The sequence below is a fragment of the Desulfosporosinus sp. SYSU MS00001 genome, assembly GCF_049943955.1.
GTDB lineage: Bacteria > Bacillota > Desulfitobacteriia > Desulfitobacteriales > Desulfitobacteriaceae > Desulfosporosinus.
Genome location: NZ_JBNFTW010000011.1, coordinates 25203 through 51407 on the forward strand (window position 1 = coordinate 25203; position 26205 = coordinate 51407).

26 protein-coding genes and 1 riboswitch are annotated in these 26205 nt (G+C 41.4%); of the genes, 3 read left to right on the top strand and 23 right to left on the bottom strand.

The annotated features are described in order from the left end of the window. Positions 1-278 precede the first annotated feature (278 nt). From ACPUYX_RS17165 to ACPUYX_RS17200, 8 genes are all read right to left on the bottom strand, one after another. Entirely contained in the window at positions 279-803 is a 525-nt protein-coding gene (locus ACPUYX_RS17165) for a nitroreductase family protein (RefSeq protein WP_426380852.1), read from the bottom strand. Between the two features lie 128 nt (positions 804-931). After that, positions 932-1564, bottom strand: a complete 633-nt coding sequence (locus tag ACPUYX_RS17170; RefSeq protein WP_426380853.1) for a flavodoxin family protein — start codon at positions 1562-1564, stop codon at positions 932-934. Between the two features lie 56 nt (positions 1565-1620). Then, a complete protein-coding gene (locus tag ACPUYX_RS17175; RefSeq protein WP_426380854.1) occupies positions 1621-1806 on the bottom strand; it encodes a 2-hydroxymuconate tautomerase in 186 nt (61 codons plus the stop codon). Between the two features lie 627 nt (positions 1807-2433). Continuing rightward, complete coding sequence (locus tag ACPUYX_RS17180) at positions 2434-2799, bottom strand: DsrE family protein (RefSeq protein ID WP_426380855.1); 366 nt, start codon at positions 2797-2799, stop codon at positions 2434-2436. A gap of 78 nt (positions 2800-2877) precedes the next feature. Further along, positions 2878-3477: a TetR/AcrR family transcriptional regulator gene (locus tag ACPUYX_RS17185; RefSeq protein ID WP_426380856.1), complete on the bottom strand. Its 600-nt coding sequence runs from the start codon at positions 3475-3477 to the stop codon at positions 2878-2880. Between the two features lie 195 nt (positions 3478-3672). Further along, positions 3673-4491 carry a TIM barrel protein gene (locus tag ACPUYX_RS17190; RefSeq protein ID WP_426380857.1) on the bottom strand — a complete coding sequence of 273 codons (819 nt, stop codon included), beginning with the start codon at positions 4489-4491 and terminating at the stop codon, positions 3673-3675. 185 nt (positions 4492-4676) lie between these two features. Continuing rightward, positions 4677-5216: a nitroreductase family protein gene (locus ACPUYX_RS17195; protein ID WP_426380858.1), complete on the bottom strand. Its 540-nt coding sequence runs from the start codon at positions 5214-5216 to the stop codon at positions 4677-4679. A 184-nt stretch (positions 5217-5400) separates the two neighbouring features. Continuing rightward, the gene (locus ACPUYX_RS17200; protein ID WP_426380859.1) at positions 5401-6249 is read right to left on the bottom strand and encodes an alpha/beta fold hydrolase; all 849 of its coding nucleotides are present in this window, start codon (positions 6247-6249) and stop codon (positions 5401-5403) included. Positions 6250-6637: 388 nt separating this feature from the next. Here ACPUYX_RS17200 and ACPUYX_RS17205 point away from each other — a divergent pair, with 388 nt between their 5' ends. Beyond that, a complete protein-coding gene (locus ACPUYX_RS17205) occupies positions 6638-7129 on the top strand; it encodes a sensor histidine kinase (protein WP_426380860.1) in 492 nt (163 codons plus the stop codon). A 66-nt stretch (positions 7130-7195) separates the two neighbouring features. Here the strand turns inward: ACPUYX_RS17205 and ACPUYX_RS17210 are convergent, their stop codons facing one another. The 11 genes from ACPUYX_RS17210 to ACPUYX_RS17260 form a co-directional block, all read right to left on the bottom strand. Further along, positions 7196-8257 carry an epoxyqueuosine reductase gene (locus ACPUYX_RS17210; protein WP_426380861.1) on the bottom strand — a complete coding sequence of 354 codons (1062 nt, stop codon included), beginning with the start codon at positions 8255-8257 and terminating at the stop codon, positions 7196-7198. A 123-nt stretch (positions 8258-8380) separates the two neighbouring features. Then, complete coding sequence (locus ACPUYX_RS17215) at positions 8381-8821, bottom strand: MarR family winged helix-turn-helix transcriptional regulator (protein ID WP_426380862.1); 441 nt, start codon at positions 8819-8821, stop codon at positions 8381-8383. Positions 8822-9163: 342 nt separating this feature from the next. Next, a complete protein-coding gene (locus ACPUYX_RS17220; protein ID WP_426380863.1) occupies positions 9164-11089 on the bottom strand; it encodes a cell wall-binding repeat-containing protein in 1926 nt (641 codons plus the stop codon). A 364-nt stretch (positions 11090-11453) separates the two neighbouring features. Then, a complete protein-coding gene (locus ACPUYX_RS17225; protein ID WP_426380864.1) occupies positions 11454-13193 on the bottom strand; it encodes a hydantoinase B/oxoprolinase family protein in 1740 nt (579 codons plus the stop codon). Next, on the bottom strand, positions 13174-15252 hold the full coding sequence (locus ACPUYX_RS17230; protein WP_426380865.1) for a hydantoinase/oxoprolinase family protein: 2079 nt from the start codon (positions 15250-15252) through the stop codon (positions 13174-13176). Before ACPUYX_RS17230 ends, ACPUYX_RS17225 begins: the two co-directional genes overlap by 20 nt. Positions 15253-15264: 12 nt before the next feature. Further along, positions 15265-16638 (bottom strand): UbiD family decarboxylase, encoded by a 1374-nt coding sequence (locus ACPUYX_RS17235; RefSeq protein WP_426380866.1) that lies wholly within the window; start codon positions 16636-16638, stop codon positions 15265-15267. Between the two features lie 70 nt (positions 16639-16708). Next, positions 16709-17239 carry a hypothetical protein gene (locus ACPUYX_RS17240; RefSeq protein ID WP_088227445.1) on the bottom strand — a complete coding sequence of 177 codons (531 nt, stop codon included), beginning with the start codon at positions 17237-17239 and terminating at the stop codon, positions 16709-16711. A gap of 32 nt (positions 17240-17271) precedes the next feature. Further along, complete coding sequence (locus ACPUYX_RS17245) at positions 17272-18015, bottom strand: energy-coupling factor transporter transmembrane component T family protein (RefSeq protein ID WP_426380867.1); 744 nt, start codon at positions 18013-18015, stop codon at positions 17272-17274. Then, the gene (locus ACPUYX_RS17250; RefSeq protein WP_426380868.1) at positions 17990-19534 is read right to left on the bottom strand and encodes an ABC transporter ATP-binding protein; all 1545 of its coding nucleotides are present in this window, start codon (positions 19532-19534) and stop codon (positions 17990-17992) included. The genes ACPUYX_RS17245 and ACPUYX_RS17250 overlap by 26 nt, the downstream gene beginning before the upstream one ends. 75 nt (positions 19535-19609) lie before the next feature. Continuing rightward, positions 19610-19785: riboswitch (cobalamin riboswitch) on the bottom strand. Positions 19786-19868: 83 nt separating this feature from the next. After that, complete coding sequence (locus ACPUYX_RS17255) at positions 19869-20363, bottom strand: peptide deformylase (protein WP_426380869.1); 495 nt, start codon at positions 20361-20363, stop codon at positions 19869-19871. A 112-nt stretch (positions 20364-20475) separates the two neighbouring features. Next, positions 20476-20919, bottom strand: a complete 444-nt coding sequence (locus tag ACPUYX_RS17260) for a DUF523 domain-containing protein (RefSeq protein WP_426380870.1) — start codon at positions 20917-20919, stop codon at positions 20476-20478. 339 nt (positions 20920-21258) lie between these two features. Between ACPUYX_RS17260 and ACPUYX_RS17265 the strand changes: the two genes are divergently transcribed. After that, positions 21259-21855, top strand: coding sequence for a YdeI/OmpD-associated family protein (locus ACPUYX_RS17265; RefSeq protein ID WP_426380871.1), 597 nt, complete (start codon positions 21259-21261; stop codon positions 21853-21855). 28 nt (positions 21856-21883) lie between these two features. Here ACPUYX_RS17265 and ACPUYX_RS17270 read toward each other — a convergent pair whose 3' ends face one another. Next, positions 21884-22261, bottom strand: coding sequence for a MerR family transcriptional regulator (locus ACPUYX_RS17270; RefSeq protein ID WP_426380872.1), 378 nt, complete (start codon positions 22259-22261; stop codon positions 21884-21886). 205 nt (positions 22262-22466) lie between these two features. Here ACPUYX_RS17270 and ACPUYX_RS17275 point away from each other — a divergent pair, with 205 nt between their 5' ends. Beyond that, complete coding sequence (locus ACPUYX_RS17275) at positions 22467-23420, top strand: amidohydrolase family protein (protein WP_426380873.1); 954 nt, start codon at positions 22467-22469, stop codon at positions 23418-23420. Positions 23421-23445: 25 nt separating this feature from the next. Here ACPUYX_RS17275 and ACPUYX_RS17280 read toward each other — a convergent pair whose 3' ends face one another. The 3 genes from ACPUYX_RS17280 to ACPUYX_RS17290 all read right to left on the bottom strand — a co-directional run bounded on the left by ACPUYX_RS17280 (position 23446) and on the right by ACPUYX_RS17290 (position 26160). Further along, positions 23446-24249 carry a PhzF family phenazine biosynthesis protein gene (locus tag ACPUYX_RS17280; RefSeq protein WP_426380874.1) on the bottom strand — a complete coding sequence of 268 codons (804 nt, stop codon included), beginning with the start codon at positions 24247-24249 and terminating at the stop codon, positions 23446-23448. 41 nt (positions 24250-24290) lie between these two features. Beyond that, positions 24291-24815: a YcxB family protein gene (locus ACPUYX_RS17285; protein WP_426380875.1), complete on the bottom strand. Its 525-nt coding sequence runs from the start codon at positions 24813-24815 to the stop codon at positions 24291-24293. 235 nt (positions 24816-25050) lie between these two features. Beyond that, entirely contained in the window at positions 25051-26160 is a 1110-nt protein-coding gene (locus ACPUYX_RS17290) for an ATP-binding protein (RefSeq protein WP_426380876.1), read from the bottom strand. Positions 26161-26205: the final 45 nt, after the last annotated feature.

A 26205-nucleotide genomic window follows, 5' to 3' on the forward strand; every position in this document is an offset into this window, starting at 1 on the left:
ACCATCCTCCAGTACTTAACATCTCTGACTACAGATTTGTACTTTTTACCAAACACATTATATTGGTAAGATTATTTTAAAACTTCGAGTATACTCTATGTCAACAACAAATTGATGATCAAAAGTGTAAAATGAAAGACAAAGGCATCAGGATTTCAATGTTCCTCTACCTTTGTCTATATCTAAGAAGTGAGCAGCAAGCGCCAAAGACAACGGTGGCCTTATCGGTTATCAGCCTTGCACCGCCCTTGGCACATGCTGTGTTGAGCTTCTTTCTATTATGAAAATGTATTGTAGAATACGGTTTCTTCAATCGGTTTTCTATGGCAATGCATCTGTTCGTTTGGAGCCGCATCCTCTGCCGGGTAACCTAGCGGCAACAGGGCAACCGGGACATAATGTTCCGGTAGTGAAAATTCTTGTCTGATAGTGGCTGGATTAAAATGTGCAACCCAAGTGCTCCCCAGCCCAAGTTCGGCTATTTGCAGCATCAGATGTGTTGCGACAATACTAGCGTCTGCTTCTCCGGTATTATAGTTGTCATAGTTGCGTTTAGCGGAGGCAGTCTCATCATAACAGACAAGCATAGCCATGGGAGCATTAAAGTGGCAAGGTGTGCATCTCTTTAATTTTTCCAATGCCTCGCTGCTTTCGATGACAAGGATACGCTGCGGCTGAAAATTTGCGGCAGTCGGTGCAAGCTGGCCTGCTCTGAGTACAAGATCAACCTTTTCTTTTTCCACCGGTCTTGAACTGAATTTACGAAGGGAATACCGGTCTTCTGCAAGTTTTACAAAGTTCATTTTAATCTTTCCAGCTTTCTCAATTCAAATTCATTTCATTATTCGGGCCAATTTCAACAAATTCGAGGAAATATATCTTCTAATTAAGTTTTGCTAACTTGAATTTATAAGCTTGCCTACTAGGCTGTTCATTGGCGATTTTTCAAAATCGATCCTAATATTTTGCCAATTCGTTCGGCATGGTATTTTTCTGTTGCATGTTCTTGGAAATCCTGAGGAATCTGTTCAGGTTCTATCTTATCGAGAAAACCATGTTTTCTAACAACATAACCAACTCCACATTCATGACCGTAACCACAGGTATAACATTGGGAATATCCATGTCCCTCCATAGAGTCGACTATGGCCATTTTATTTCTTAACATAAGATCTTCTATTTCCGGCCTTACAAAATCATTGTTTTCGTATTCCACACTAACAATGACTCCCAGCTTACCTGCCAAACTAAAAACTTCTCTATGCCTGAAACTAAAGGTCCTCTCCCAACATGCATGTCCTAATGCGTTCATCCTTCCGAAATAATTGGGCGCTCCGAAAACAATTGCATCTGCTTCAAGCATCTTTTCTCCTATAGCATTCCAATCATCCTGCACTTTACATTTGTTATCAGAAGCACAGAGCGTACAGCCAATACAACCATTGATTCGTTTTCCTGCAAGCAAAATATACTCGTTTTCTGGCCCTGCAGCTTCTAAAATCGCTTTAATAATCTTACTTGTCACACCGTCTTTTCTACCGCTTGCACTAATTCCTAAAATCATATAGTACCCCTTTCTAAATTGCCAAGAGCAACTATGTTAAAGGCCTATAAAAATATCTATGATTCAGAGACTAGTTTACCTGCTTTAGCCAGATCGGTTTTCTGAATGTCGTTAAATATTACGGACACAGCCTCTGGCTGACAGTTTGTAATCTTAACGAAAGCTTCTGTGATAGCTTTAGCAAGTGCTGCTTTTTGTTCAACCGTTCTTCCCGCCAGCATCTGAACATTAACGAAGGGCATACTTTTCACTCCCTCTTCTCGTTTACTTATTCTTCCAGCAAGATATTTACTCTCACCCGCTGTGAACATTTCTTTCGCGTTAAAATTTAATCATTTAGAACTTCAAAATATAGATCTCTAGTTTTATAAAATTTGATGATAACTGAACTTCTTCTTGATCCTCAAATTAGAAAAACTTCCATGCTCATCATGTTTTATAGAGAATCCTTTTTTCTATACTCGTCACGCATACAATATACGATCACTGGTTTAGCACGGTGAAACTGAACGCATTCGTAACATTTCCCATGCCTTTCACAGTTGGTTTTTGGGCAAGGACAATTCGTCGCTTCTTGGGAGCTTTTTATCATGATAATTCCTCTTTCTTTTAACAACTGTTATTTTCTCAAAAATCGTCATTCAAGTTCATTTACGACCTCGTTCTTATGATGGGAATTCCTATACGCCCGTCAACAAGTCAGCCATCGCAGTGAAATTTGGTCTGACAACGACACTGACAGTAAGTCGCTTGGAAATTGTTTATTGCAGTATTTCCATGACTCTTACCCGAAGTATCATGATAGTTGAAATAAGCTCACTTATCCAAATAATTCTCTCCATAGATTTCTTTTTCGGAAAACAGGCTTTTTAAAAAGTAATCAATTTGGCGTCCCGTTTTAATATTTGAGTAAGCGGTTGCCCCATATATTTCACTTCAATGCCCAGTTTCTCTAAGGTATCGGTAATCCCATAACTGTCCGTACAAGCCTTACAAGCAACAACCTCTACGCCAGCTTCGAGCATCTTGGCCATATAAGCCTGAAGTTCTTGGTCTTCAGATAAAAGTTTGCTTGAAGGACCCCAAACTATCAGACAGACATCTTCCCACCATCCTTTAGTTTTTGCATTAAATGTATACATAAATACCATTTTCAATGCAACTTCACGGTCCGCACTGGTCCAGAGCACAACCAGTTCGTTTGCTTCCTGTGGATTTACTGTTGAATTTTCCACAATAGATTACTCCTTTCTTTCTTGGCAATCACCGGATTTTCCATAGATACTAACTAACTCGACAGATGGCAATATCCTTCATGCAGCAGAGTGATCTTGTACAAAAGAATTAACCAAATACCTAACCAAATCCGTCACGTCAATTAGAACTTTGATATCTTGCTGACTTTTCATCATAAGAATTCCGCCTTCGAGCATAGCTACAATCCCATGTGCCAACTTGTCAAGCTCTTCGGGCTTTGGTTGAGACGACTCTTTAATCATTCCTGCCAGCACCGGTTTCAATTTATCCACCCAAGTATCAAAAACTGCTTTTATTTTTAGCCGGAACTTTTCATCATGTTCACTCATTTCAATAGCAAGGTTTCCAAACACACATCCGCATTTAGCCTGGTTAGATATATGATTCTGAACCACCCATTCCAGCATCTCATCGAACTTAATTTTCGGATCTTTTTCAGAGCCTAGGATTTCTCCCAACAGGCGCCGATTCCAATTATCAAAAAAATAATCAATAACTGCCAGACCAAACTCGTGTTTCGAGGAAAAATAGTGGTAAAACTGACCTTTACCAATCTGGGCCGCCTCTAGAATATCGCTGAGTTTAGTGTTTTCATACCCTTTTGAGTGCATCAGAGCTGCCGTTGCTTCAACAATCTCTTGACGTTTGCCTATCAACTTCATCGCCTCCTGTACCTACCAGTTGGTACAGGATTTATGATACAATATCACTAGTGCTGAGTCAAGATTTCGTCAAAATCTTATTTCCAAAATCATTGGCGAAATCAAAAATGAACTATTCGTTAAAGTTATCGAAAAACAGTTGCGGTTACTGTTCCAAGTCAAATTTATCCTTTCTATCCAATGCAAAGATCATAACTTTTCATAGGTTTTCTTAAGCAACAATGCATCCTTCTCAACCATAGGACCTTCCGATATTATACAGCCTCTTACGTTAAAGTCCTTAATAGCTTTAAGACAATCCACGTAATTGAAGTCACTTTGCTGTAACGGGAGGTGATTTCGCTCTCCTTTTTCATTATAATTCACCCCTCCCATGTGAATATGCATGTCTTCCAGAGCCGATTTCCCGAGCTCGTCAGTAATATACTGAAGTATTTTTGCAAAATCATTGTACCCTTTTAATTTGCCGTTATATCTCGCGTGGATATGAGAAAAATCAACACACAATTTACACTTGCTTATTTCTTTACATAAGGATACTAACTCCTCAAGGGTGCCAAATTGTGTTCCCTTGCCTGTAGTCTCTAGTCTAAAATCCACCTCATTTAATGGAAGGTGCAATAAATTGTCCCTTATAGTATTATAAGCTTTTTTTTTGGAGTCTCCCAAATAATAGCCGGGATGAAAGATAAGGCTGCGGCCCTCAACTTTGGACAATGCTTCCCGAGCCTTAATAATTCTTTCGATAGACTGTTTCTGTTTATCCAACTCGTTTGCATTTAAGTTTATATAGTGCGAACCATGTGCAGACAAGTAGAAATTATTCCTCAACTTAGCTTCAAGTATAATTTCTTTGTTATTATCCGTAACATTTACGCTCCTGACAAAAAGAAGCTCCATTGCATCTAGCCCAATTGATTTAGCATAATCTATCCCTTTCGCATAATTAAATTTTATAGAATCATTCCCCAGTGGTAGGCCGGATATTCCAAATAAAAGTCCATCCATAAGTATCATCCTTCTTGATTATATCCCAATTAACTTAAAAGCCCGATATTCGAAGCTATAGTTCTTCAACTTGCTCTCCCTTAGTCACCACATCACACGTTACAAATCCAATATTATCTCTTTTACAGCAAAACACCTGTCATTTCGCGGTGCGAATATCGAGAGGATAGTTCGTTTTATAGTTGCTACCAGCTTTCACGGTGGATTATTTCTTCAATTTTCTTTCTAGGACGATCTTTCGGTGATTCACTCGCATAACCAAGAGTAAGGATACATACAACATATTTGTCAGAAGGAATATTCAAAATGGGCCGGATTTCTTCTTGAGTAAACCATGCTACCCAGCAAGTCCCTAAACCTAAATTATTTGCTTCGAGCACAATATGTTCTATTGCAATCGATGTATCTCTTATAATTTGTTTAAGTTCTAACTGAGGACTAGTTTCATTTAACGATAATTCGATATTATTAGCTACTCTAGAGCGAATATCTGCAACACAGACAATAAAAACCGGTGCCGAGAGCATCCATTTTTGTTTATTAGATACTTCGGTTAATTTTTGTCTAATTTCCTCAGATTTTACTATAATAAAATGCCAAGGTTGTGTATTATCACCAGATGGAGCTAGTCTTGCGCTCCCAAGTAATTGAATAATTTTATTATCCTCCACTGGTATATCGAGATATCTTCTTATACTTCTACGATTTTTTATCTGCTCAATCATTACTAGCACTCCTTATATAGTAATATTCACTAACTAAACATCTCATCTAGTTAAGTCAAAGCGCAATAATATCTTTACCATTTCCTCGTCTTTCCTTCCCAGATCGTAAAGTTTAAACCGTTCCAAAATAAATTGAAATACCCTTCCAAAGAGAATCTGAAGGGTATTTCAAAAATCATAAGACTTAACAATTAATTTCTAAAAACTCAAGAGCTAGATTGTCAAATTCTCTGCTATTACTGAACATGGCCGGATGTGAACCAGTTGGGTAGAAAACCAATTTCGAATTTTTCAACCTATTAGAAAGTGTTTCCATACGAAATTCCATATCCTTAATTAATTCATCTTTAAGACTTCCGGTTATTAATACCGGCACAGTTATTTCAGATAAATCACCACAATAGAATCCCTTTCTGGTTAAACTCGACAGTTCAATCATTTTTGTATCAGCATCTACTACTTTCTTCCACCTCAAACCATGCATCAGAAACCAAAATAGTACTGAACTAATACTACCCTTCGCTTTTTTACGCTGGTCTCTCAGGGTAACAATATCTTCACAGTTTTGAGACTCACCCGGAAAGCTATCCGCAATGATTTTGCCGACGAGCAATGGTTCTATTAGAACCATGTTTAAGGCGACAATGGCTCCACCACTCGTACCGATTAAGTTTACTTTATTACATTTCAACGTTTGACATAACTTAATAGCAACCCTGGCATTATAGCACCAATAATCTACTGGAAACTCCTGCAACATTTCAGATTTACCATGCCCAGGATAATCTATTAAAATAACCCGGAATCGTTCGGCGTAGAATTTAACTTTTGGTTTAAACATTTTCGAAGAAGCAGTATTACCGTGCAAGAACAGCAAAGGTGTGTTACCCTTCCCAACTACTTTGTAATAAACATTGACACCCTCGTATCTAAAAAAGGGCATAAGTATCCCCTCTTCACTATCAAATTTAAAAAAATCCATTTTTACCAGTGAAGACGGTTTACCAAATCCCCATTCCGAAGCCTCCTTCATTATCTGCTATCCATATTGGATAAGGCAAATTATCACATAACAGTCTAATTTAAGTATTCCACATGTTTTTGATAATTCCTCTTAATATTCTTAAACCCAGCCTCAACGCTCCTTAGTAGCTTTTAGGGCTTGGCGGCATAGACATTGCCGGCAGAAACGTCGGATAATTATTGCCGGATGAGAAACAGACGAATAGAGTAGATTTCTTAATCAAACCCTGCATTGAATCTACACCTTAAACTGGTTTAATTAAGAGGACGGTTTGAGCAATCAAATCTGTTAATTCAATTAGAGGTGTAAAAAATCAATGTAAAATTCTAAAATACCTATGTTATGTATAGAAGGAAAAACAAACAAAATTCTAGAATAAAAGGAGAATGATAACTCTATGAAATTAATCCGCAATAAACTCTTGCTAATTACTGGAACAGCAATTCTTACAGGCACTTTGTTTGCAAGTACCGCCCTGGCCTCAAGCGGCATGGTCAATGCTCAGACTACGAGTAATCCTAATGGGCCTCAAAAAATGATCCGTTTGCAATTGAAAAATGGAACAGACAGCCCTCTCAAACTGACTGCTGCTTCTCCGGAAGATCTGACAGCACAAGTCAACTCCTTATTAGAAACAGGCTTTGACGCTGACAAGCAGGAAATTCAAATCATCTTGAAGGATAACGGCAAGGGGATACCTGAAGAAGAGTTACCTTTTATCTTTGATCGATTCCGCCGGGGAATTGACACCCAAGCAATACCGGGTTCCGGCCTGGGACTGGCAATTGTTCATGAAACTCTGAAACGGATAAACGGAACGATTTCAGTTGAAAGCAAGGTAGATATAGGCACCCGGTTCATTATTCGACTGCAGCCAATTCAACGTTAGCTTTAATGGCAAAAGCCTGCGGCGTCAGTCATGCGGTCTTACAGGTTTTTAAGAACAAATACGATCTTAGTTATAGAGCTCAAGGCTAATTGATCGTGCCATCTCACGAATTTTTTCATTTTCATCATCACAGGCAGCTGTGATGTAAGGTTTATATGCTTCTTGGTAGTTATTTCTCATAAAACACAATGTATTAACTTTCCATTTCCAAAGCTCATCGGGCGACAAGTAAAAAAACTTCGGTTGTACTCGCTCCCTATAAAAATCCAAATGCATATTCATGATGTTTTCAGGCGTAAGTTTAGGAGCAAGATTAGACAAGCCTGGAAAATCCTCATTCTCCTGCCATTTTCCTTTGTTCATGGGACAGACATCTTGACAAATATCACAGCCGTAAATGCAATTTGCCAAATGTTTATTGAGAGGTTCATGAGGCAGATCGCGGCCGCCAAAGGTCGTCAAAAAAGAAATACAGGCAGTTGGAAGCATAGTATAGTCTGCAGACAGCGAATGAGTTGGGCACGACTCCATACATCGTTTACAACCCTTGGGGCACTGGGGAAGACTGGGAGTTTCGATCAACTCCATTTCCTTGTCCGTTAGCCATGCTTTCAAACCCACCCACGAACCAGACTGAGTGTAAAAAAAATTGTTACGGCGTATGATTCCAAGTCCTGCTTGCATGGCAGCCCACCGCATCCCAACAATACCAAATTTCGAGTTAGTTTCGATTCGCAGGCCCAGTTCCTGCATGTATTTTTCTATGTCCTGATTAGCCTGATACTCTTTTGTATTGGTGTCAACACGAGCATCAAATAAAAACGATTTTGCGATATGACCTTTCACCGACGGTGGTATTTTATACTTACCATAACGTGACACAACAACTACTACTGACTTAGCCCACGGATATTCAGCACGAGGATCAACCAGACGGCGTTGTCTTTGGTAAAATGGCTCTGAAGCTGGAACTTTCTGAATGCGTTCCTCAAACCTTTCAGCATATCCCTCCATCGCCTTGAGTGGAATAATACCATACTTTTCATAACCTAATTCGTAAGCCTTACTTTGAATCATTTGTTCCATTTTACCTAACATCTGATCACCCCTACTCAATATTTTCCGCATGTTTTCCTCTCCTTCAGGCAAAATAAATAATTTTTGTCAAACCTTAAATTAGTTAATTAATATGTGTATATGCACATATTAATTAACTAATTTTTCAAATCTGACCACTTTTCATCGATCTTACTAAACTAATGATTCTAGTTTTGATAGTAATTGTTCAAAATAATCTAATTCCGCCGCTCCAAAATATTCCTCCAGTGATGCTTGGGCTTCTCTCCATAATACCATAGCGTCAGTCAGTGCAGCTTTGCCAGCTTCGGTGAGTGTTACCAACCTAGAGCGCGAATCTTTACCGATGGTAACCTTTATTAAGCCGACATTAATCAGAGGTTTCATATTCCTATTCAAAGTAGTTCTGTCAATGTTCATGTTCCGAGCTAGCTCGCTAATAGTCAAAGCCTCAGCCATTTTCAAATTTTGCAATAGTGAATACTGGGTAACTTTAAGCCCGCTTGGTTCCAATACCTTGTCATAAAATTGGGTTACAGCCCGGGACGCTCGTCTTAAGTTCAAACAGTGACAAGGACTTTTAGCTTTGGGCATGCGTTTATCAATTTGATTCATTTGACCTATCGCCTTTCAGAATTGAGAATTTTCAAAGAGTGTATATGCACGTAAATTATTATAATAATATACCGAACCTCAAATCCTGTCAATGTTCAGCATGAATAGGCAGCTTTCTTCTAAACCTGCATTTGGATTGGCTTCTTCAAATATTTTTCGGACGCTTGTAGCTGGGGCCATCGCATAACGAATATCTATCCGTTTTTATAAATAAAGCCCTGCATATTAGTGGATTTGTGAATTGAACCACTATTTATGCAGGGCTTTGTTTAATGAGGGGCTTTTTGCACTTTGCAACACCCCCTTCGTTAACCTTTCGCAGTAAATAAACAGTTTTATATCTTAGGACTGGTTTGCTTTAGCAGAAGCATTCTGATAACCAGAACCGGCCCGGTTCTTAATTGCAGAATCCAGGTTCGGCCCTTGAAGGACGGTCCAGTAATATTTTGCTGCAATTGCGTAGGAAGTAGCATTATTCTCTAACACCAAAGCATCCGCTGAGTCTAAGAGTTTGTTATAGGTGTTAAGGATTTTCTGAGAGACCGTCGTCTTATCCTCTGACGAGACCAATGGGCTCTCATAAAGAGTATTGTAAAATGCTAAAGCCTGTACATAGTAATCGCCCCTGGGCTGCTGAGGAATTACATAATTATACCAGTAATCTCCGTTCGTCATCAATGATTGAGGATCAAACGCCAGGTCCCCGCTGTGCATAGGAGTGGGAGTACTCCAGCAGCTGGAGAGAGTCGGTGGATCGGTAAGCGGTAACAGAGATTTGGGAAGAATTGTGGCACCTGGAGCGAAGGTAATAGCACTGTTGTATTTTTGACCGAGAAGGCCAAATACTTTATCCTGATAGGCGTCTTGACCCGTATAGTAATTCGGGTTATTTTCTTTAGTCCAAGCATTATAGGCCCATACGGCAAAGTACCAATTTTCTAAGACATTGCGATTCCCGTCTCCAATCTTGGGGTATGCCCGGAACTTGTTATTGAGGATTTTGCAGCCCACGTCAATATTATAATCGAGATCACTTTTCAGCCTGGCCACATCGTATTCGGGATAATTAGCCGGAGAAATCTGCATAATTCCTATGCCGCCGTCGGCAGATATGAACGGTTGATCGGTTAAAGGCTGTCCCGTTGCTGGGTCTAATTTGTATTGTTTCCATCCACTCTCCATCCAAGCAATGGCTTTAACCAGCGCGGGCGGAATATCATTTTGATTAGCTATTTCCTCTATTTTTTGGGCAATTATTGCGTTTTGTACACTTGTATCTGTTGTATTTACAAGATTACGTTGACTCTCTGTAACTACTGCTTCACCTCCAAGTGCAGTGACAACACTGTTAAGGGACATCTTGCTCTTCACGAAAACACCCGCCGCGGGAGACTTAACGCCGTCAGTAAGGACTATCGCAGACTTAGTTTGAGCAGCCAGCGGTGCACCGGAAAGAGCATCAATCCCTGTAACTCCATTGGCCAGATATACCCGGTCAAACAAGAGGGAACCGACGAAGTCTTTAATGACTTGATCATTCGTATCATAAGCTGTGATTCCTGAATGGCGAGTAGGCTTTGGCAGTTGATTTAATACCGTACTATTAATGACACCGGTTCCGCCAATGACATCTGAAGTCGTGATACCAGGATTTTCTTTCAGGAATTCTTGGACAATATCAGGAAGTCTAGCGCTGTTCGTTAAAAGAATCGGTTGACCCGCCTGGGAAGCAATAGCAGCAATTGAGAGCGCGTCTTGGGTTAACCAGCCGTAGGCAACCGCAACCTTCGTTACCGGTGCGCCGAGGGTAACCATCAGTTGAGCGATCTTAACCGAGGTTTCAAAACGGTCAACTCCACCTAGGAGCACAACCGTAATATTCATTGCTTTCAACTCATCGAGGACTCCTTGCCTGATCACCGCCGTTCCGCTGGTCACATAAACCTTCGTAACGGCGAGTTTAACAAGTTCGTCTTTGGTAGCAGAGTCAAGAGAATTTCCAGCTCCGGTCAGAAGGATAGGCGCCTTTAAATAGTAGGCCAGCGGGCCCGAGGTTAGAGCATCAACCATACCATACGAAGTTGAGGAAGCAAGGATTGCGGTTCCGGTCCAAACTGTTTGATCCGCAATCCTGACTGCGGTTTGTTCAGCATTTGTACCTGCCAATCGGGTTGGAACCGTGTCTGAAGCAAATACGTTAAGAGGGACCATTGTCAATACCATACCGGCCATAACTAGAGCAGCTAAGGCTTTTTTAATTTTACTCACGTTATTGTTTTTTCTCCTCACGTCTCTTTAGATTTCTTTTTACCCATCGCTTTTGAAACATCTTACTGCCTCAATTTTAGACTTAAGTAAATTTGACCGGATGATCAATATTAAGGCTTCCTTATTAGTATTCGCCTGCGTGACGAACTTTCCTTCTGGTAATATTTGTGAGTATTTGAACTGCGTTTATCCAGTTCTTAAGACCCCCACTTCTATAAGTGGGGGTGGGTCCTTCGTTAACTTCAGGTAGGGTAGAGTCCTCCTTCGCCGCTAAGTATTCCTTTCGGAAAAGGCGGCTCGGTAATAATGTCCGCTGGACATTATTGTATCTGAAGCCCCGATGTTCAGCTTTAGCTGAACGAGTTCACTCCCTCCTCATATAGCGTAATTTTTCTGTTTGCTCTTGATCAATGCCCTTATCTGTTAAGATTACTCCATAATCTTGTCTGGCCTTAAGTAAGGAAATAATTCCATCTTGAACATCCTGTCGAACCAACTCAGGATCTCTCTGATAAGGGTCTCCCCACCCGCCGCCACCTGAAGAAATAATTGTGAGAACTTCCCCATTTGGCAACGAACGAGCTCCTTCTTTGCTTTTTAGGTAAATAGTTTGTTCCTCTATTGAGGTTAATTCAACCTGATTCAAACTTCCCGGTTTACCCGTAGAAGAGCCAAAAGGTGGTATTTTCATTCCATCGCCAAACATGACGATATTTGTATTATCGCCATAAAATTTGAGGCTATATCGGATACCTGGTCCTCCGCGCCACATTCCTGAACCTGCGCTATCCATTTCAAGTTCATGACACAAGGTCAGATGGGGATATTGGATCTCATTGACCTCAATATTGGGCGCGCGCACACCTCCATAGTTTGAAAGCGGCGCCATGTAAGGATTGCCGTCCCGGCCTTCTATTCCTCCTCCGGAACCCAACGCACAGAAAGCAAAACCTACGTAGAATTCATGATTCCTCGGATCGATGCCATAGAAAGACGGACCGCAATAACGTCCAAAGCCAGCTGGCAGTTGTTCACAGGCTACAGATTGCAAGGCTTGAAAAATAGCGCTGATGATCTCACTTGCGGGAGTCAACGTACTCAAGGTCACCGGAGCCGGATCAGCGGGATTTAGGAGGCTTCCCTTAGGCAAGAATACATGTATTGCTCTAAAAGCCCCGCTATTCCGTGGAATATGAGAACCCAAGGCCCATAGAGCACCAATCCAAGCGGCAGATGTACTTGTCACCAAGGCAGAGTTGACGAAACCCAGGACTTGGGAATCAGTTCCGGAAAAGTCGAGAGTCATCTTTTCCTCTACAACCTTAACCGTAACCTTAATTTTAATCGGATCAGCTTGAAAGCCGTCGTCGTCTACCCATTCTTCGCCAAAATATTCTCCATCCGGGATTCGTTTTATAGCTTGGAGCGTGAGTTCCTCCGCATGATTCAAAAGGTATTCCACCGTTTCTTTGATTCGATCCCCAGAGTAGTGGTTCAATAATTCTCTTAAACGAGCAATTCCGATATTGTTTGCGCCAATTTGCGACCACAAATCACTTTGAAGCATTTGCGGATTTCTGACATTGCGCAGGATCAACTCCTGAACCTCAGTGATTATCTGGCCCTGACTTATTAATTTGATAGGTGGTATGCGTAAACCTTCCTGGAAAATCTCAGTTGCTTTAGGATTATAACTACCGGCGACAGAACCTCCGATATCCCCATGGTGAGCTCTGCTGACACAATAAAAGAGAATCTCTCCATTTTCAATTAACGGTGTAATAATTCCTATATCCGGCAGATGGTTTCCACCTTGATAAGGATCATTGATAATAAAGACATCACCGTCATGAATCTGCCCAGAGTACTTCTTAATGACTTCCTGGACACTAAAAGTTCCTGCTGCGGCCAAAATTGGGATGCCGTTGATCTGGGAAACTAACTCTCCTTTGCCATTGCATATACCACAGGCAAAATCGCATGCCTCAGCAAAAATCGGGGATCTTGATGACTTTTCCAACGCATAGCCCATTTCTTTAGTGATCGTATCCAAGCGATTCGCAATTACAGAACGCTCAATAACCTCATCCACTTTGGCATTCATTTCGAGCATCCCTTCCTAAATAAATTAACAAGTTTCCGAACTGATCGATATAAGCCTGACAATCATGCTCTAATATAACAGTTGTGTACTCTTTTTTAATGACTGCAGGTCCCTTTAAGCACATCCCTGGCTTTAAGTTTTTCCAACGATAACTCTTGAGGGATTGAAACTTCCCGTTTAGATACACTGAACACATGCCATCGTTTGGCGTTTCCAAAATTATACAACGCTCTGTTTGGACCGACGGAATTTTTTCTATCTCTTTGACAAGCAGTTTCAAATTCACCAAGGTTAATGATTTCTCAGTCTGACAATAACCGTAAAGCCTTTGATGTTGGGCGTGGAATTCCTGACCCAACTTTTGCCAAACCGGAAAGTCCGCTCCGTCGCAAGGCAATTCGATACTGATTTCATGATGCTGATCAGAATATTTTAAATCTGCTGACCAGACATAATTACGCTGATCCTGAGTAATACCAAGACGAGACATTTCCTGATCCGCCTGATCCTTAAGTTTACGCTGGGTTTGCTGCAAATTAGAGTTAACGCATTCACCTAAAGGTTCAAAGATGGCACTCGATACCTCAACTTGAAAAGGAGCATAATGTAACCCTTGAGCACAAAAAACCGGAGCCATTTCGGGGACCACGACCTTGTTTATGCCAATCCCAGCCGCCAATGCTGTTGCAAATAAGGGCAGAGCACCTCCAACTGCTGCCAAAGAGAACAAACGGGGATCATATCCTTTTTTGACAGTCATGAGATAGACCGCATCAATCATGAGCGAGAGGGCTACTTTATAAATGGCGTAGGCTGCTTCGGGGACTGATAACCCTAACGGAGAAGCAATTTTTGTTTCAATGGCCTTAAACGCTTGCTCCACATCTAATATCATTCGTCCACCCAAGAAATCATGAGCATCAATTAAACCCATCACGAGGGCAGCATCAGTAATCGTCGGTTCTGCCCCTCCTAAACCATAACAAGCCGGTCCGGGATTAGCCCCTGCAGAATGGGGGCCAACTCGAAGCATCCCTCCTTGATCCAGCCAGGCAACACTTCCCCCGCCCGCACCTATAGTATGAATATCTAACATTGGTAATTGAAGCGGGTATCCGGCAACCTCTGACTGAGGGGTTATTTCCATTTTACCCCGGCGGATGAGGGAAACATCAAAACTGGTTCCCCCCATATCTGTTACGACCAATTCTGAGAGTGACAACTCATGGGCTAAGGCCCAGCCCCCTTTTACTCCCCCGGCCGGGCCGGAAAAAAGGGTAGAAACTGCTTTCTTTCTTGCTTGGAACAGATCTGTCAGCCCGCCATTATTCTGGGCGATTGATATAGGTACTTGCAGGCCGAAATCCCGCAGATGATTACTTATTTCCAGTAAATAATTGCTTAACAACGGGCTGAGCCGGGCATTTAAGACTGTTGTAGAGGTTCGTTCATATTCCCCTACCTGTGAGGAAAGTTCTGATGACAATGATATAAAAACGTCAGGCAGGAGAGCCTGTAATAGACACTTAAATTCTTTTTCATGTGCAGGATTACGGCAGGCAAACGGCAAACATACGGCAACAGATTCTATCTTTTCTTGTGTTAAAAACTCTGCGATTTCCGCTATTTGCGCTTGATCAATACTGATTAGCGGCACTCCTCGATAATCCATCCTCTCCCGCAAACCAATCCGCAGATACCTGGGAATTAAAACGGGAGGTAATGGCAGGCCGAAATCCCATTGTTCCGATAGTTGGGAGCGCCGTAATTCTATGGCATCGCGAAAACCTTCAGTAGTAATCAAAGCAGTCTTTGCTCCCTGCCCCTGAAGCAACGCGTTAACTCCCACAGTTGTACCATGAACAAATTTATCAATTTGCGGCATGAATTCTTTGAGTTGAAGGCCTAATTTTTGAGCCAAGTCATTTAATCCTGAGATTATGGTTTCTTTGGGGTCTTCCCGCTTAGAAGGAATCTTTGCTGTCAACGCGCACCCTTGTTTGTCCCTCGCAACAAAATCAGCAAATGTCCCTCCGATGTCTACAGCGATTTCGTACATTCCCTGCCTCCTCTATAAACCAAAAGATCCCATGAACCGACGAATCTGTTGTTGAACTTCTGCTGACATTTCAACGGTCGGTGCAAACCCTGAGAGAGGTTTCGTCGCATCTATACCCATTTTTGAGGTGCGGCTTAACTCATCGGATGACGGATCCAGGGTACAGCCCATACCCATATGCTGTGGTACAATCGTCACACCCCGATCGGCTTGCAGTCGGGTAGCCATGGCCCAGAGAACCTGACGTTCATCAAAGACATCCACATCCTCATCGACAACAACCACCATTTTCAGATTATGATCAACCGAAAAGGCCGTAAAAATTGCTTGCTGGGCTTGCCCCTCGGCGATCTTTTTCAGGGAAATATAGCAGTGAAATAACCCGCAGGCCGAAACCGGAGCATGGACATTTTTGACATTAGGAAGAGTCCTGTTCAGTGCATTTAAGACGTCTCCTTCTCTTTGGACCGCAACAATGGTAATATGTTCAGAACTCATTCCCGGTGTAATGTCTTGAAAGAGAGGTTTCGTTCGATATTGGATTGCCTTTACCCGGAAAACATTTTCCGTACTGCGATAACAAGCATAATTCGTAAACTCTGCAAATGGCCCTTCCGATTCCCGCTCTCCGGCGACAATTTCTCCCTCAATGACGATCTCAGCAAATGCAGGAACCATTAGATCGACGGTTTGGCAGCGGGCGACTTTCAAAGGAGCGCCGAATAATCCTCCCATCGCCGCATATTTACCGAGATGATAAGGGACTAAGGCCATAGAACCCATCGATATGTTGGGATGGATGCCCAGAACTACCGCTGCTTCGAGAGATTTCCCCAGTTCTTCCGAACGACGGAAATACTCCCAAAGACGTTGACGGGAATGAAGACTTATCCCTAATTTATCCTTCCCTTTTAGCTGCATCCGATGATATCCGGCCGTTTCAACTCCTGTTTCCGGATCTTTGGCAATGACTAAGCCCGCAGTGATATAAGGTCCGGCATCAATCGGAAAGTGAGTTAAAATTGGTAATTTAGATAGGTCTGCCTCGGAACCAATCAAGACATTCTCCCGGAAAGATGCTTCATCTACCTCCACAGGGTCAATTCGCTGATTAATACGTTTGGAATATTCAGCTGCCAGTTCATGAGGTGCAACCTCCAGCGCTAAAGCCAGACGTTCACGAGGAGCCAGAACATTGGCAACCACAGAAATATCATGACCTTTTATGTTATCAAAAATCGTTAACGGGTTGCGGCGGGCTTTCTCCAGTTCCATGATCAACGTACTTATCTCATACTTAGGGTCTATCTCCTCTTGAACGTGGATAACCTCCGACGGAATCTGAGATTTAACCCGTTCAATGAACCCTCTCAAATCCTGTTCCAACTAAAATGCCTCCTTTAGTTTCGAATGTTTGTTGACCTTTTTCTCTTCGAAATCTACTTTGAATTAGTTTTTAGAGTAATGCTGATTTCTGTAAAGAACCATAAACACTCTTGGTCAGGCTTCCTGCGACGATGGTTCCTACTAAAGCTGTCAGCGCAGAAGACAAAAAGGCAATTTTCCAATCAAGATGGATAACATAAATCAAGCCGATCGTAACGCATAAGTTGCCGATAACATTACAGCCCAACATAGCTACAAGGTGGTGGCTTAATTTCGTCATCGATAACTTAACAGCAATCAAGGAGTAAACAATGGAACCGATCGTATTGGCAAATAAGAAGAAAAAGGCTAAAGGGGAATAGGCTGTTGCCATGGCTACAATAGCTTCCACTAATCCTGCAATAATACCCGCTGGTTGTTTGTACATTAAAACAATAAGGCCCGTAAAGAATGCCCAACATGTACCATTAAGCAGTAAAAGAGTGGGATCTAAAATACCGTCGATTCGTCCCGTTATCTGCTCCATGATTACAAATACAATCCCGATAATGACAGCTCCTACAAGTGCTTTGGTGTCAGTCCTAAACAATTTTTCTTTCACGTTATTCTCCTCCTAAATCATTAATTATGGTCTTATATTAATGGCAACAGCCTTGTTGTTATGCTGAGGCTTATTACCAAGAACATCGAGGCAATTATTACAACATCATAAGACTTCAGGGCTATATCCGATGAAAACGTTCGATTTTTACTCCGCCCGTAACCTCTTAACTCCATAGCTAAGGCTATTTCCGTTGAGCGACGAACTGCACGATATAAAAAAGGCAGGAAGGTTGGAATAATTGCTTTCAGATCATCCCAAACGCTATCCATTTTGAGGCCCCTGGTTCGCTGGCTGTCGATGATCGACTGATATTCTTCTTTCATAAGGGGTAAAAAACGTACGCCTAGACCCACCAGCATGGCAAAACGATAGGGAATTTTAAATTTTACAAGCATCAGGGTAAAGTCTTGAGCTGAGGCGGAGGTAAAGAACTGTAGACTGGCATAGAAAATAAGTGTCGCTTTCAGTATGCCGGTAATCGCCAGCGGCAGAGCGTCGCTGTAGATTTTAATGATGCCCCATTGATAAATCAAAGTACCCTCCCGGCAAAACAGTAACTGAATAATCAAGATCTGAAGCCCCAAAAGCAAAAGAATGATTACCATAGCCTTAGAGTGTTTAAATGAACCACTTAGAATTAACGAGGACGTAATACACACCAGTAACGTAATTCCTAATTGAGCAGCAGTTTGACTGAGCAGTGCAAAGTAAATCATCAAAATATACCAGACAAGCTTAGTGCGGGGATCAAATTTCGGAAGTGCCAGTGTCATCATAACCCTCCTTGAAAGTATCAGTGTTTGGGAAATCCAGACCAATCGCCTTCAGTTCCTCACGATGCCGCTCTATGTCTTTTGTCTCAATATCCAGCCTGATGCGATGCTTATATAGGGCAACTAAGCGGTTTGAATAGTCTTTTGCCATGGCCAGATCATGGGTAATCAACAGAATGGTTTTGCCGTTGTTCGATAAGTCATAGAGTTTCTCCATAATCATATAGCCTTGGTTCTCATCCAGGCCAGAGGTGGGCTCATCAGCAATAATGAACTCCGGATCACCGGCAAGTATCGATGCTAATGCCAGAAGTTGACGCTGACCACGGCTTAGACGCTGGGGATGCATTTCCTTGTAATCCGCCAGTCCTACGAATTGCAAACATTCATCAACTTTCTGATTTAGAAAATCATTTCGTTCACCCCTTAGCTTTAAGGAAAAACCCACCTCTTCCTCCAAAGTGCTAGCAAAAATCTGATGGTCTGGGTTTTGAAATAAAAATCCGACACGAGCCAATATCGTTCTCAGGTTTCCTTTTTTAATGATCTGATCAAACAAGCGAATTTCACCCTTGGCAGGCTTGAGTAAACCAATAAGTAATTTCGCCAAGGTTGATTTTCCTGAACCATTCAAACCGACAACTGACAAAAAATCACCTTTAAATACTTCTAAATTAATATTTTCACAACCCGGTAATTGATTATTATATTGATAGGAAACATCACTGATTTTAGCTATGCTCTCCCTGGGTTTATTACTGTCAACATAAAAATGCCTGCCATTTCTGAGCATTTCTTTCCGGTACTTGATTTGGTACCAGTAATATTCCCTGGGTGAGTATTCCTTTTTAAGTTCACCGTCTTCAAGAATCAAAACTCTGTTAGCGTAGTTAAGCACTTCTTCAATTCGGTCCATAACCAAAACTATCGTGAGATTCTGAGTTTGATTTAACTCCCCAAGCCGCTTATAGATCTCCTGGCGGCCTTGTGGGTCCAGTTCGGCAGTGGGTTGATCAAGAATTAGAATCGGAACTTTGAGGGCTAATACTCCTGCTAAAACAACGCGCTGGGCCTGCCCACCTGAAAGAGACGAAGTTTGTCTCTTTTCGTAACCACGCAAACCCACAAACTCCAGCGTATTTTTAACAACCTGATCAATTTGTTCATAAGGAAGCTCTTGATTTTCGAGTCCGAAGGCAACGTTCTCATAGACATTTAAACTAATGATTTGATTATCGGGTTCCTGCATCATGTATCCCATATAATCCAACATTCTATTGAGAGGTATTTCTTTAATGTCTTGTCCCATAATTGTTACTGTTCCTGTTAATTCTGCGTTATGGTAATGAGGAATCGCACCTGTTAGGACATGTAATAATGCTGATTTTCCCGAGGCCACCCCCCCGGTAATGACGATGAAATCTCCTTGATTAATTTCTAAATTGATGTTTTTAAGTACCGTCTTCTCATTATTCGGGAACTTGAGTTTTTCAATTCTAATTTTGGCAATTACATTCATGGCAATCTCCCTGTAATGTTGACTAAGAACAAAAAAGTTCTAGCTTAAAAAAAGCTAGAACTTTACCTTTGTCCTCTTTGCATTATTTTATAGGCAGGTCTCCTGACTTATAGACTCCAATGAACGCCTTCCCAGTTACCCAGTGGCATATGTACATTTTCAACGTCTAACTACAGTGGTGGGTCCGTCCAGGATTTTTACCTGGTTCCCTATTATCCCCAATTAGGGGCACCTATAAAAAATTGTATTTAATTTGTTAACTACTAAAATAATAGAATAGTTTGTTTAGTTTGTCAAATAAATTTCTACATCATACGCCTGACTTCCAGATGCCTCAATTAGACAATTCACTTCGCAAAAAGAATGATTTATTATCAATCGCTCTCATCGTAGCCAAGATCCCGTCGAGGTGGTCATACTCATGTTGTAACAGTTCCGACAAATCTCCTTCCAACATCATTTTTTGAGGTTTCCATTGCAGGTCTAAATAGTTGATCGTACATCTTCTATACCTCTTTACCCTAACCAGGAGTTGCGGAAAGCTCATACAATCGTCAATAATCTCCATCATTTCAGCATCGATAAACTCTAACGTTGGATTGATGAAAATGACAGGTTCATCAATATACATATATAAAAGTCGTTTAAATATGCCTATCTGAGGAGACGCAATAGCTCTACCTGCGCCATATTTATTTCTAAAATCGATCAGTGTATCATGCAAATCATTAACAATCGGCGCTAACTCTTCGAGTTCGCTTTCTTGTACTGTTTCACTAACTTTATATAACTTGGGATTACCGAGTAGTAGAATCTCTCTGATTGCCATCCCTAAATTTTCACCTTTCTTTCAGTCTGCCAACATTTAATCTTTGCAACGCAATCCAGGTACGAATTTCCCACTTCGAAACTAAACTACCACCAAGACTTTATCCCAGCGGTCATTCTTTCTTGAATATAAAGTCTTCTTCTGTATAAACCCTAATACCGTTTTCCAATAATAATTCAGCAGTGAATCCATAGCCATTTAACAGAGTTCCGCTAAACGTCCCATCATAAATCAGACCAGATCCACATGAGGGACTCCTTGCTTTTAAGATGGCGGTATTTATTCCGATGGTTTTGGCAATAGTTAATGTTTGCTGTGCACCACGTTTATAAACTTCAGTAAAATCTTCATTGCTTCTACTGATAACCTTTTTCTCACCATCATCAGTAACTAAAATTTCACAACTATCTCTTGGAATACATAGACCTGCAATTACTTCCGGACATATTGGGATCGCTTTGCCATCTTTAACGAGTTTTACTATCTCTTCAATTTTCGTGTTTTTGCCATCATATCTACAATTAATTCCCGCAAGGCAGGCACTAACTAAAAGCAAACTTTACCCCCCATTTTTGATAATATTTTCTAAAGCCTAAGACGATTGCCCGAGTCCCGAGACGCAAAAGCCCTCATCAAACGCCCCCCAACTTGAAAACCGCCTCCGATGCCCCTGACCCTACACAATACTCCTCACTGGAGCATCAGCTAACCTTTATCGAGACGGTTACTTCGTCTTAAAGTTAACGGTGCGCTGATATAGCATGGGGTGAGTGATAATTGAAGAAAGTATGGAAAATTTAACTACTAATTAAGCTTATGTTTTTTGCTAATCCTAAAGATAATTCGTAATCTAGTCAGACAAGCAACTGCACATTAAATTTTCAAGGGGGGCTCCATGACGACAAATAGCAAAATTAATCCTAAGGTTGAGGAATTTTTGAGTAAAGCCCAAAAGTGGCAAGATGAATATGGGAAGTTGAGAAATATCGTTCTTAGCTGTGGGTTGACCGAAGAATTTAAGTGGATGCATCCTTGTTACACATTTGAGGGAAAGAACATAGTTTTAATCCATGGATTTAAAGAATACTGTGCTCTTCTGTTTACCAAAGGTGCCTTGTTAAAAGATCCAAATGGGATCCTAATCCAACAAACGGAAAATGTTCAGCAGGGGCGCCAGATTCGCTTCAACAATGTTCAGGAAATAGTCGCCTTGGAAGCCATCTTGAAAGCCTATATTTATGAAGCTATTGAGGTGGAAAAGGCCGGTTTGAAGGTGATTAAAAAAGAGACTTCAGATTTCACTATTCCTGAAGAATTCCAAAAAAAATTAGATGAAAATCCCGCCTTAAAAACTGCTTTTGAAACATTGACCCCCGGACGGCAAAGGGCATACATTTTTTACTTTGCTCAGCCTAAACAATCTAAAACTCGGGAGTCAAGAGTTGAAAAATATATCCCCCAAATTCTCGAAGGAAAGGGATTAAATGATTAGTACTTTGAAAAGTAATGAACTAATTTGCTCAGTTATTATCCGAAATGACTTGATTTATGATTTTATGATAGCGTTTCGCCTTTTCTTCCATAAATTCAACTCTTCTTATTGCCTCCTCCAATTGCTCCCGTGCAATCTCCTTGTATTTTAAGATAATTTCATAACGGAGAGGAATTGAAGAATCTCCTTCTAGGTACAGATCAACAAAGTGTTTGATGTCCTTTATCGACATACCACAATCCTTAAGATACTTAACCCTTATTAGCCAATTAAGTGATTCTTCGTCAAAAAGGCGATTGTTATATTTATCGCGTTGTATGTTCGGTACCAAACCCTTGTCAGTATAATATCTGATGGTATGCTCTGTTAGATTTGTTTTCTGAGCAATTTCTTTGACTGTGTACATTGCTCTGCCTCCTCTATGAAAAAAGCCTTGACTTCGTGTTACTCGAAGGCACTATAGTAACCATATCAAGAAAGGGAGACGAAGTAAAGTACCCAACGACCCTCGAATATTTGAGTACTTCTACCTTATTCATTTGGTGGAGGGAAACTTTCAAAAGTCAGAGACTGTTCCCACAATAATGGGAACTAATAAGAGGAGGAAATCAATGACAATGCGTATCATTACTCTCGAAGAACATTTTGCCTTTCCGGGATTTATGGACAGAATTGGCCAACAATCCTTTCATAACAAAGGTGAAGAGCTGTGCGACCTCAACGAACGTCGGATCACCGAAATGGACGCCGCCGGTATTGACATGCAGGTGCTCTCACTGACATCTCCCGGTACGGAGTCGTTAACTGGTGAGGAAGCCGTGAAAATGGCCATCAACGCCAATGAAATCCTGGCATCGGCGATAGAACGTCATCCCAGTCGCTTCGCGGGCTTTGCTGCCCTTCCGACAGCTGCTCCCGACCTAGCCGCTACTGAACTGGAACGCATGGTTTGCCAACATGGTTTCAAGGGTGCGGTGATCAATGGTCACATTCAGGGCCGCTACCTTGACGACAGATTCTTTTGGCCCATCATGGAACGGGCAGAAGCGCTTCAAGTGCCGATCCACCTGCATCCAGCGCCACCGCCGCAGTCGGTAATCGACGCCTACTACACCGGCAACTTCTCATCGGAGGTGACCAGTATACTTTCGACGGCAGGGTGGGGATGGCACATCGAAACTGCTGTCCATATCCTGCGTCTTATTCTCAGCGGAGTATTCGACCGTTATCCCAAACTGCAGATCATTATTGGCCACTTAGGCGAAGCTTTGCCTTTCATGTTGCCAAGGATCAATCAAGTTCTGCAGCCGAATCTAACCAAATTGCAGCGCCCGATGGCATCCTACCTCAGAGAGAATATCCATTACACGTTCAGTGGCTTTAATTTTACCGCTGCTTTCCTTGATCTGTTGTTGGAAGTCGGCAGCGACCGCATTATGTTCTCAGTAGACTATCCTTACGGCTCAATGGAAAAGGGGCAAGCTTTCCTTTCTCAGTTGCCGGTCAGCAATTCTGACAGGGAAAAGATCGCTCACGGCAATGCCGAACTACTCCTACGTTTGTAAATCGGAACCGGCGTTTTATCACCATCTAGCAGAGTTTTGCCAATAACATACCTTTGAAAATTGTGACAGCATTCCCTCTTAATAATACCCGATCTTCTAACACTTCTATATTTATTTCTCCGCCACGTTCAGAACACTGGTACGCTTTGAATTTGGCTATACCTAATTTGTCACTCCAAAATGGGGCCAGAACACAATGTGCCGAGCCAGTTACTGGATCTTCAGGAACTCCAACTTCGGGCGCAAAAAATCTCGATACAAAATCATACTTACCTGAACTTTTAGCTGTTACAATGACTCCGTGCATCTCACATTCTAACAGTTTGGAAAGGTCAATTCGGATACCTCTAACTTCTTCTTCGGTTGCAACTTCAATTAAATAGTTTTCTCTCGATTTACCTTTGAACGTCGGTATTATTCCTCCTAAACCGTCTATTAGTAAACTCGGAACTTCATTCACCTCTGAATACTCTAGACGAGGAAAATCCATTTCGATTAAATCGTCATTTATAAGATTAACAGTAAGCTTTCCACTTTGAGTATTGAATATAATAGGTCTCTCTTTTTCCCAAAATCCTTCTGTCCATAAGATATGGGCTGTTGCTAAAGTAGCATGTCCGCATAGATCTATCTCAAATGAAGGAGTGAACCACCTAAGTTTAAACTCAGAGTTATCTCTTACCACAAAAGCAGTCTCAGATAAGTTCATCTCCCTAGCCATATTAACCATACTTTTAGCATCAGGAAATTTATCTAAAACGCAAACACCTGCTGGATTGCCCTTGAATCGTTCAGTAGTAAAAGAGTCTACTTGGTAAATATCAACCATAATTAACCTCCATTATTAACGAAATCGAAATATTGGTGAGGCTATGAGTTTCCTCTTGACATCATACTTCGCAACGTAGTTAGAAACTCTTCTATACCATTATTATCGGGGAATGCTCTTTTAGGAATTATGAATGCGGAAGCTACTCCAACATATATAAATATATGTTCTTCACCTTCTATGATTTTTTCAATTCCATCCCATCTAGTCTTAGATTCACTATATGAATTGGTCGTTACAATCCCATCTTCTAACAGTTTGATGCTCCAAGGCCCGAGAAAATATGCATTTTTCCCTTCATTCAGTATTTTTCCGATCCTTCTCTTCATTCGTGATCTAAATCCTTTCGGAAAAAAGAACATTATTAATGACCAGATGACAGCAAAGTAAATATATCCGATAACATTACCTTGCTTAACTAATGCTAGTGTCATGATTAGAATAATGACCGAAAGTAGTACTCTGACTGCTATTAAGGATTTTTTGATGGTAGTTGAATTATTAAGATTATATAAGTTAAAATCGATATAATCCTTACTATTTAATTCAAAATCGAATGATTTCATCCCGTCTCCTATTCAAATGATTTATATAGCGCATTTTTTATCTTTAAATACTAACGTGTAGTCGTATTCAAGGTAAAATTGCTCTTAAAAAACTCTTACGCCTTTAATTATCAGTCAAGTATATTCTAGTTAATTTCCACACATTTTCGTAAATTCCTTCCAGAATTGCATATATAGTCCACAAAACACAAAAGGGCTGCATTAAATTATTAATCAGCTGTTGTGACAGAGCCTCCTAAACCCTTCCTTTCTCCCTGGCCATTCTTATGAATTTTTCCCGTGTGTTCCGAGGGGGAACATGCAAAACCGGTCGTCGGCTCATGGTTAATGCGCCTGTTGGGCAGCCGGAGGCACATACGCCGCATCCTATACAAATCTCTTTATTTACAACTGGAATTTCCGTTCCATTTCCGTCATCCTGCATGGTAATAGCTTCAATAGGACAGCGGCTGGTGCAGGTACCGCAGCCCACACAATTTTCAGATTCTAATGCAGGAATAAAATTGCTGGGGTGCGTGACATATGTTCCGAATTCTTTAATGCCAGTCAGAATCACGCAGCAGCAGCTACAGCAGTGGCACATATAAGCAGGCTTATTCATTACATTATCGCAATTATGGACCAACCCAAGCTTTTCTGTTTCATCAAGCACCCGCAGCAAATCGTCCACTGTGGCTGGTTTTCCCATACCTCTGCGTATGACCCACTCTGCGGCGCTGCCCATGGAAGTACATACCTCCAAGGGAGCCTCACAGGCTTTACCAAGATGAGCTGCCTTATGACGGCAGGGGCATATGGAGATAGCTCCTCCACCGGACTGCCGAATAATTTCTCCGGCCCTTTCGTAGGTTAATACCTCGGTTTCCACAGCTAACGGTATAAGGCGCTCATATACTACTGTCCTCATCATCTTGGTGTCAGACCTAGAGATTTCATCCCTGACTTCCTTGTCATGAAAGTAAGATTGAAAAAGTTCCGCTAAATCCTTCATATTTACATTATCCCGCACCCGCATGAAGGTATATTCAAAGAATCCAATGACCACCGGAGCCAACATATAATACACGATGTCCTTCCGTGGGATGTCCAGCACCAATCCTTTATCAGCCATACCGTCCAGTACAGTCTTCAATTGCTCTCCCTTAATCCCGGTAATGCCTGTAATTTGTTCCAGAGTCATGGGAAGCAAAGGAAATTTACTGCCTACCTGGGCTTCGCTCTCAGTAAAGAGACGATGAAGAATTTCCATCAGGTTTTCGTTTATCGGCGCCCCTTCTGGACTCCTGCTAATGCGCTCCGCCAGCAATCTGTAAACCTCGTCTTTGTCATGAGTTAAGTGTCCCATAAAATATCCTCCTTTAAAATATTTTAGCTCCCATCATTAACTGTC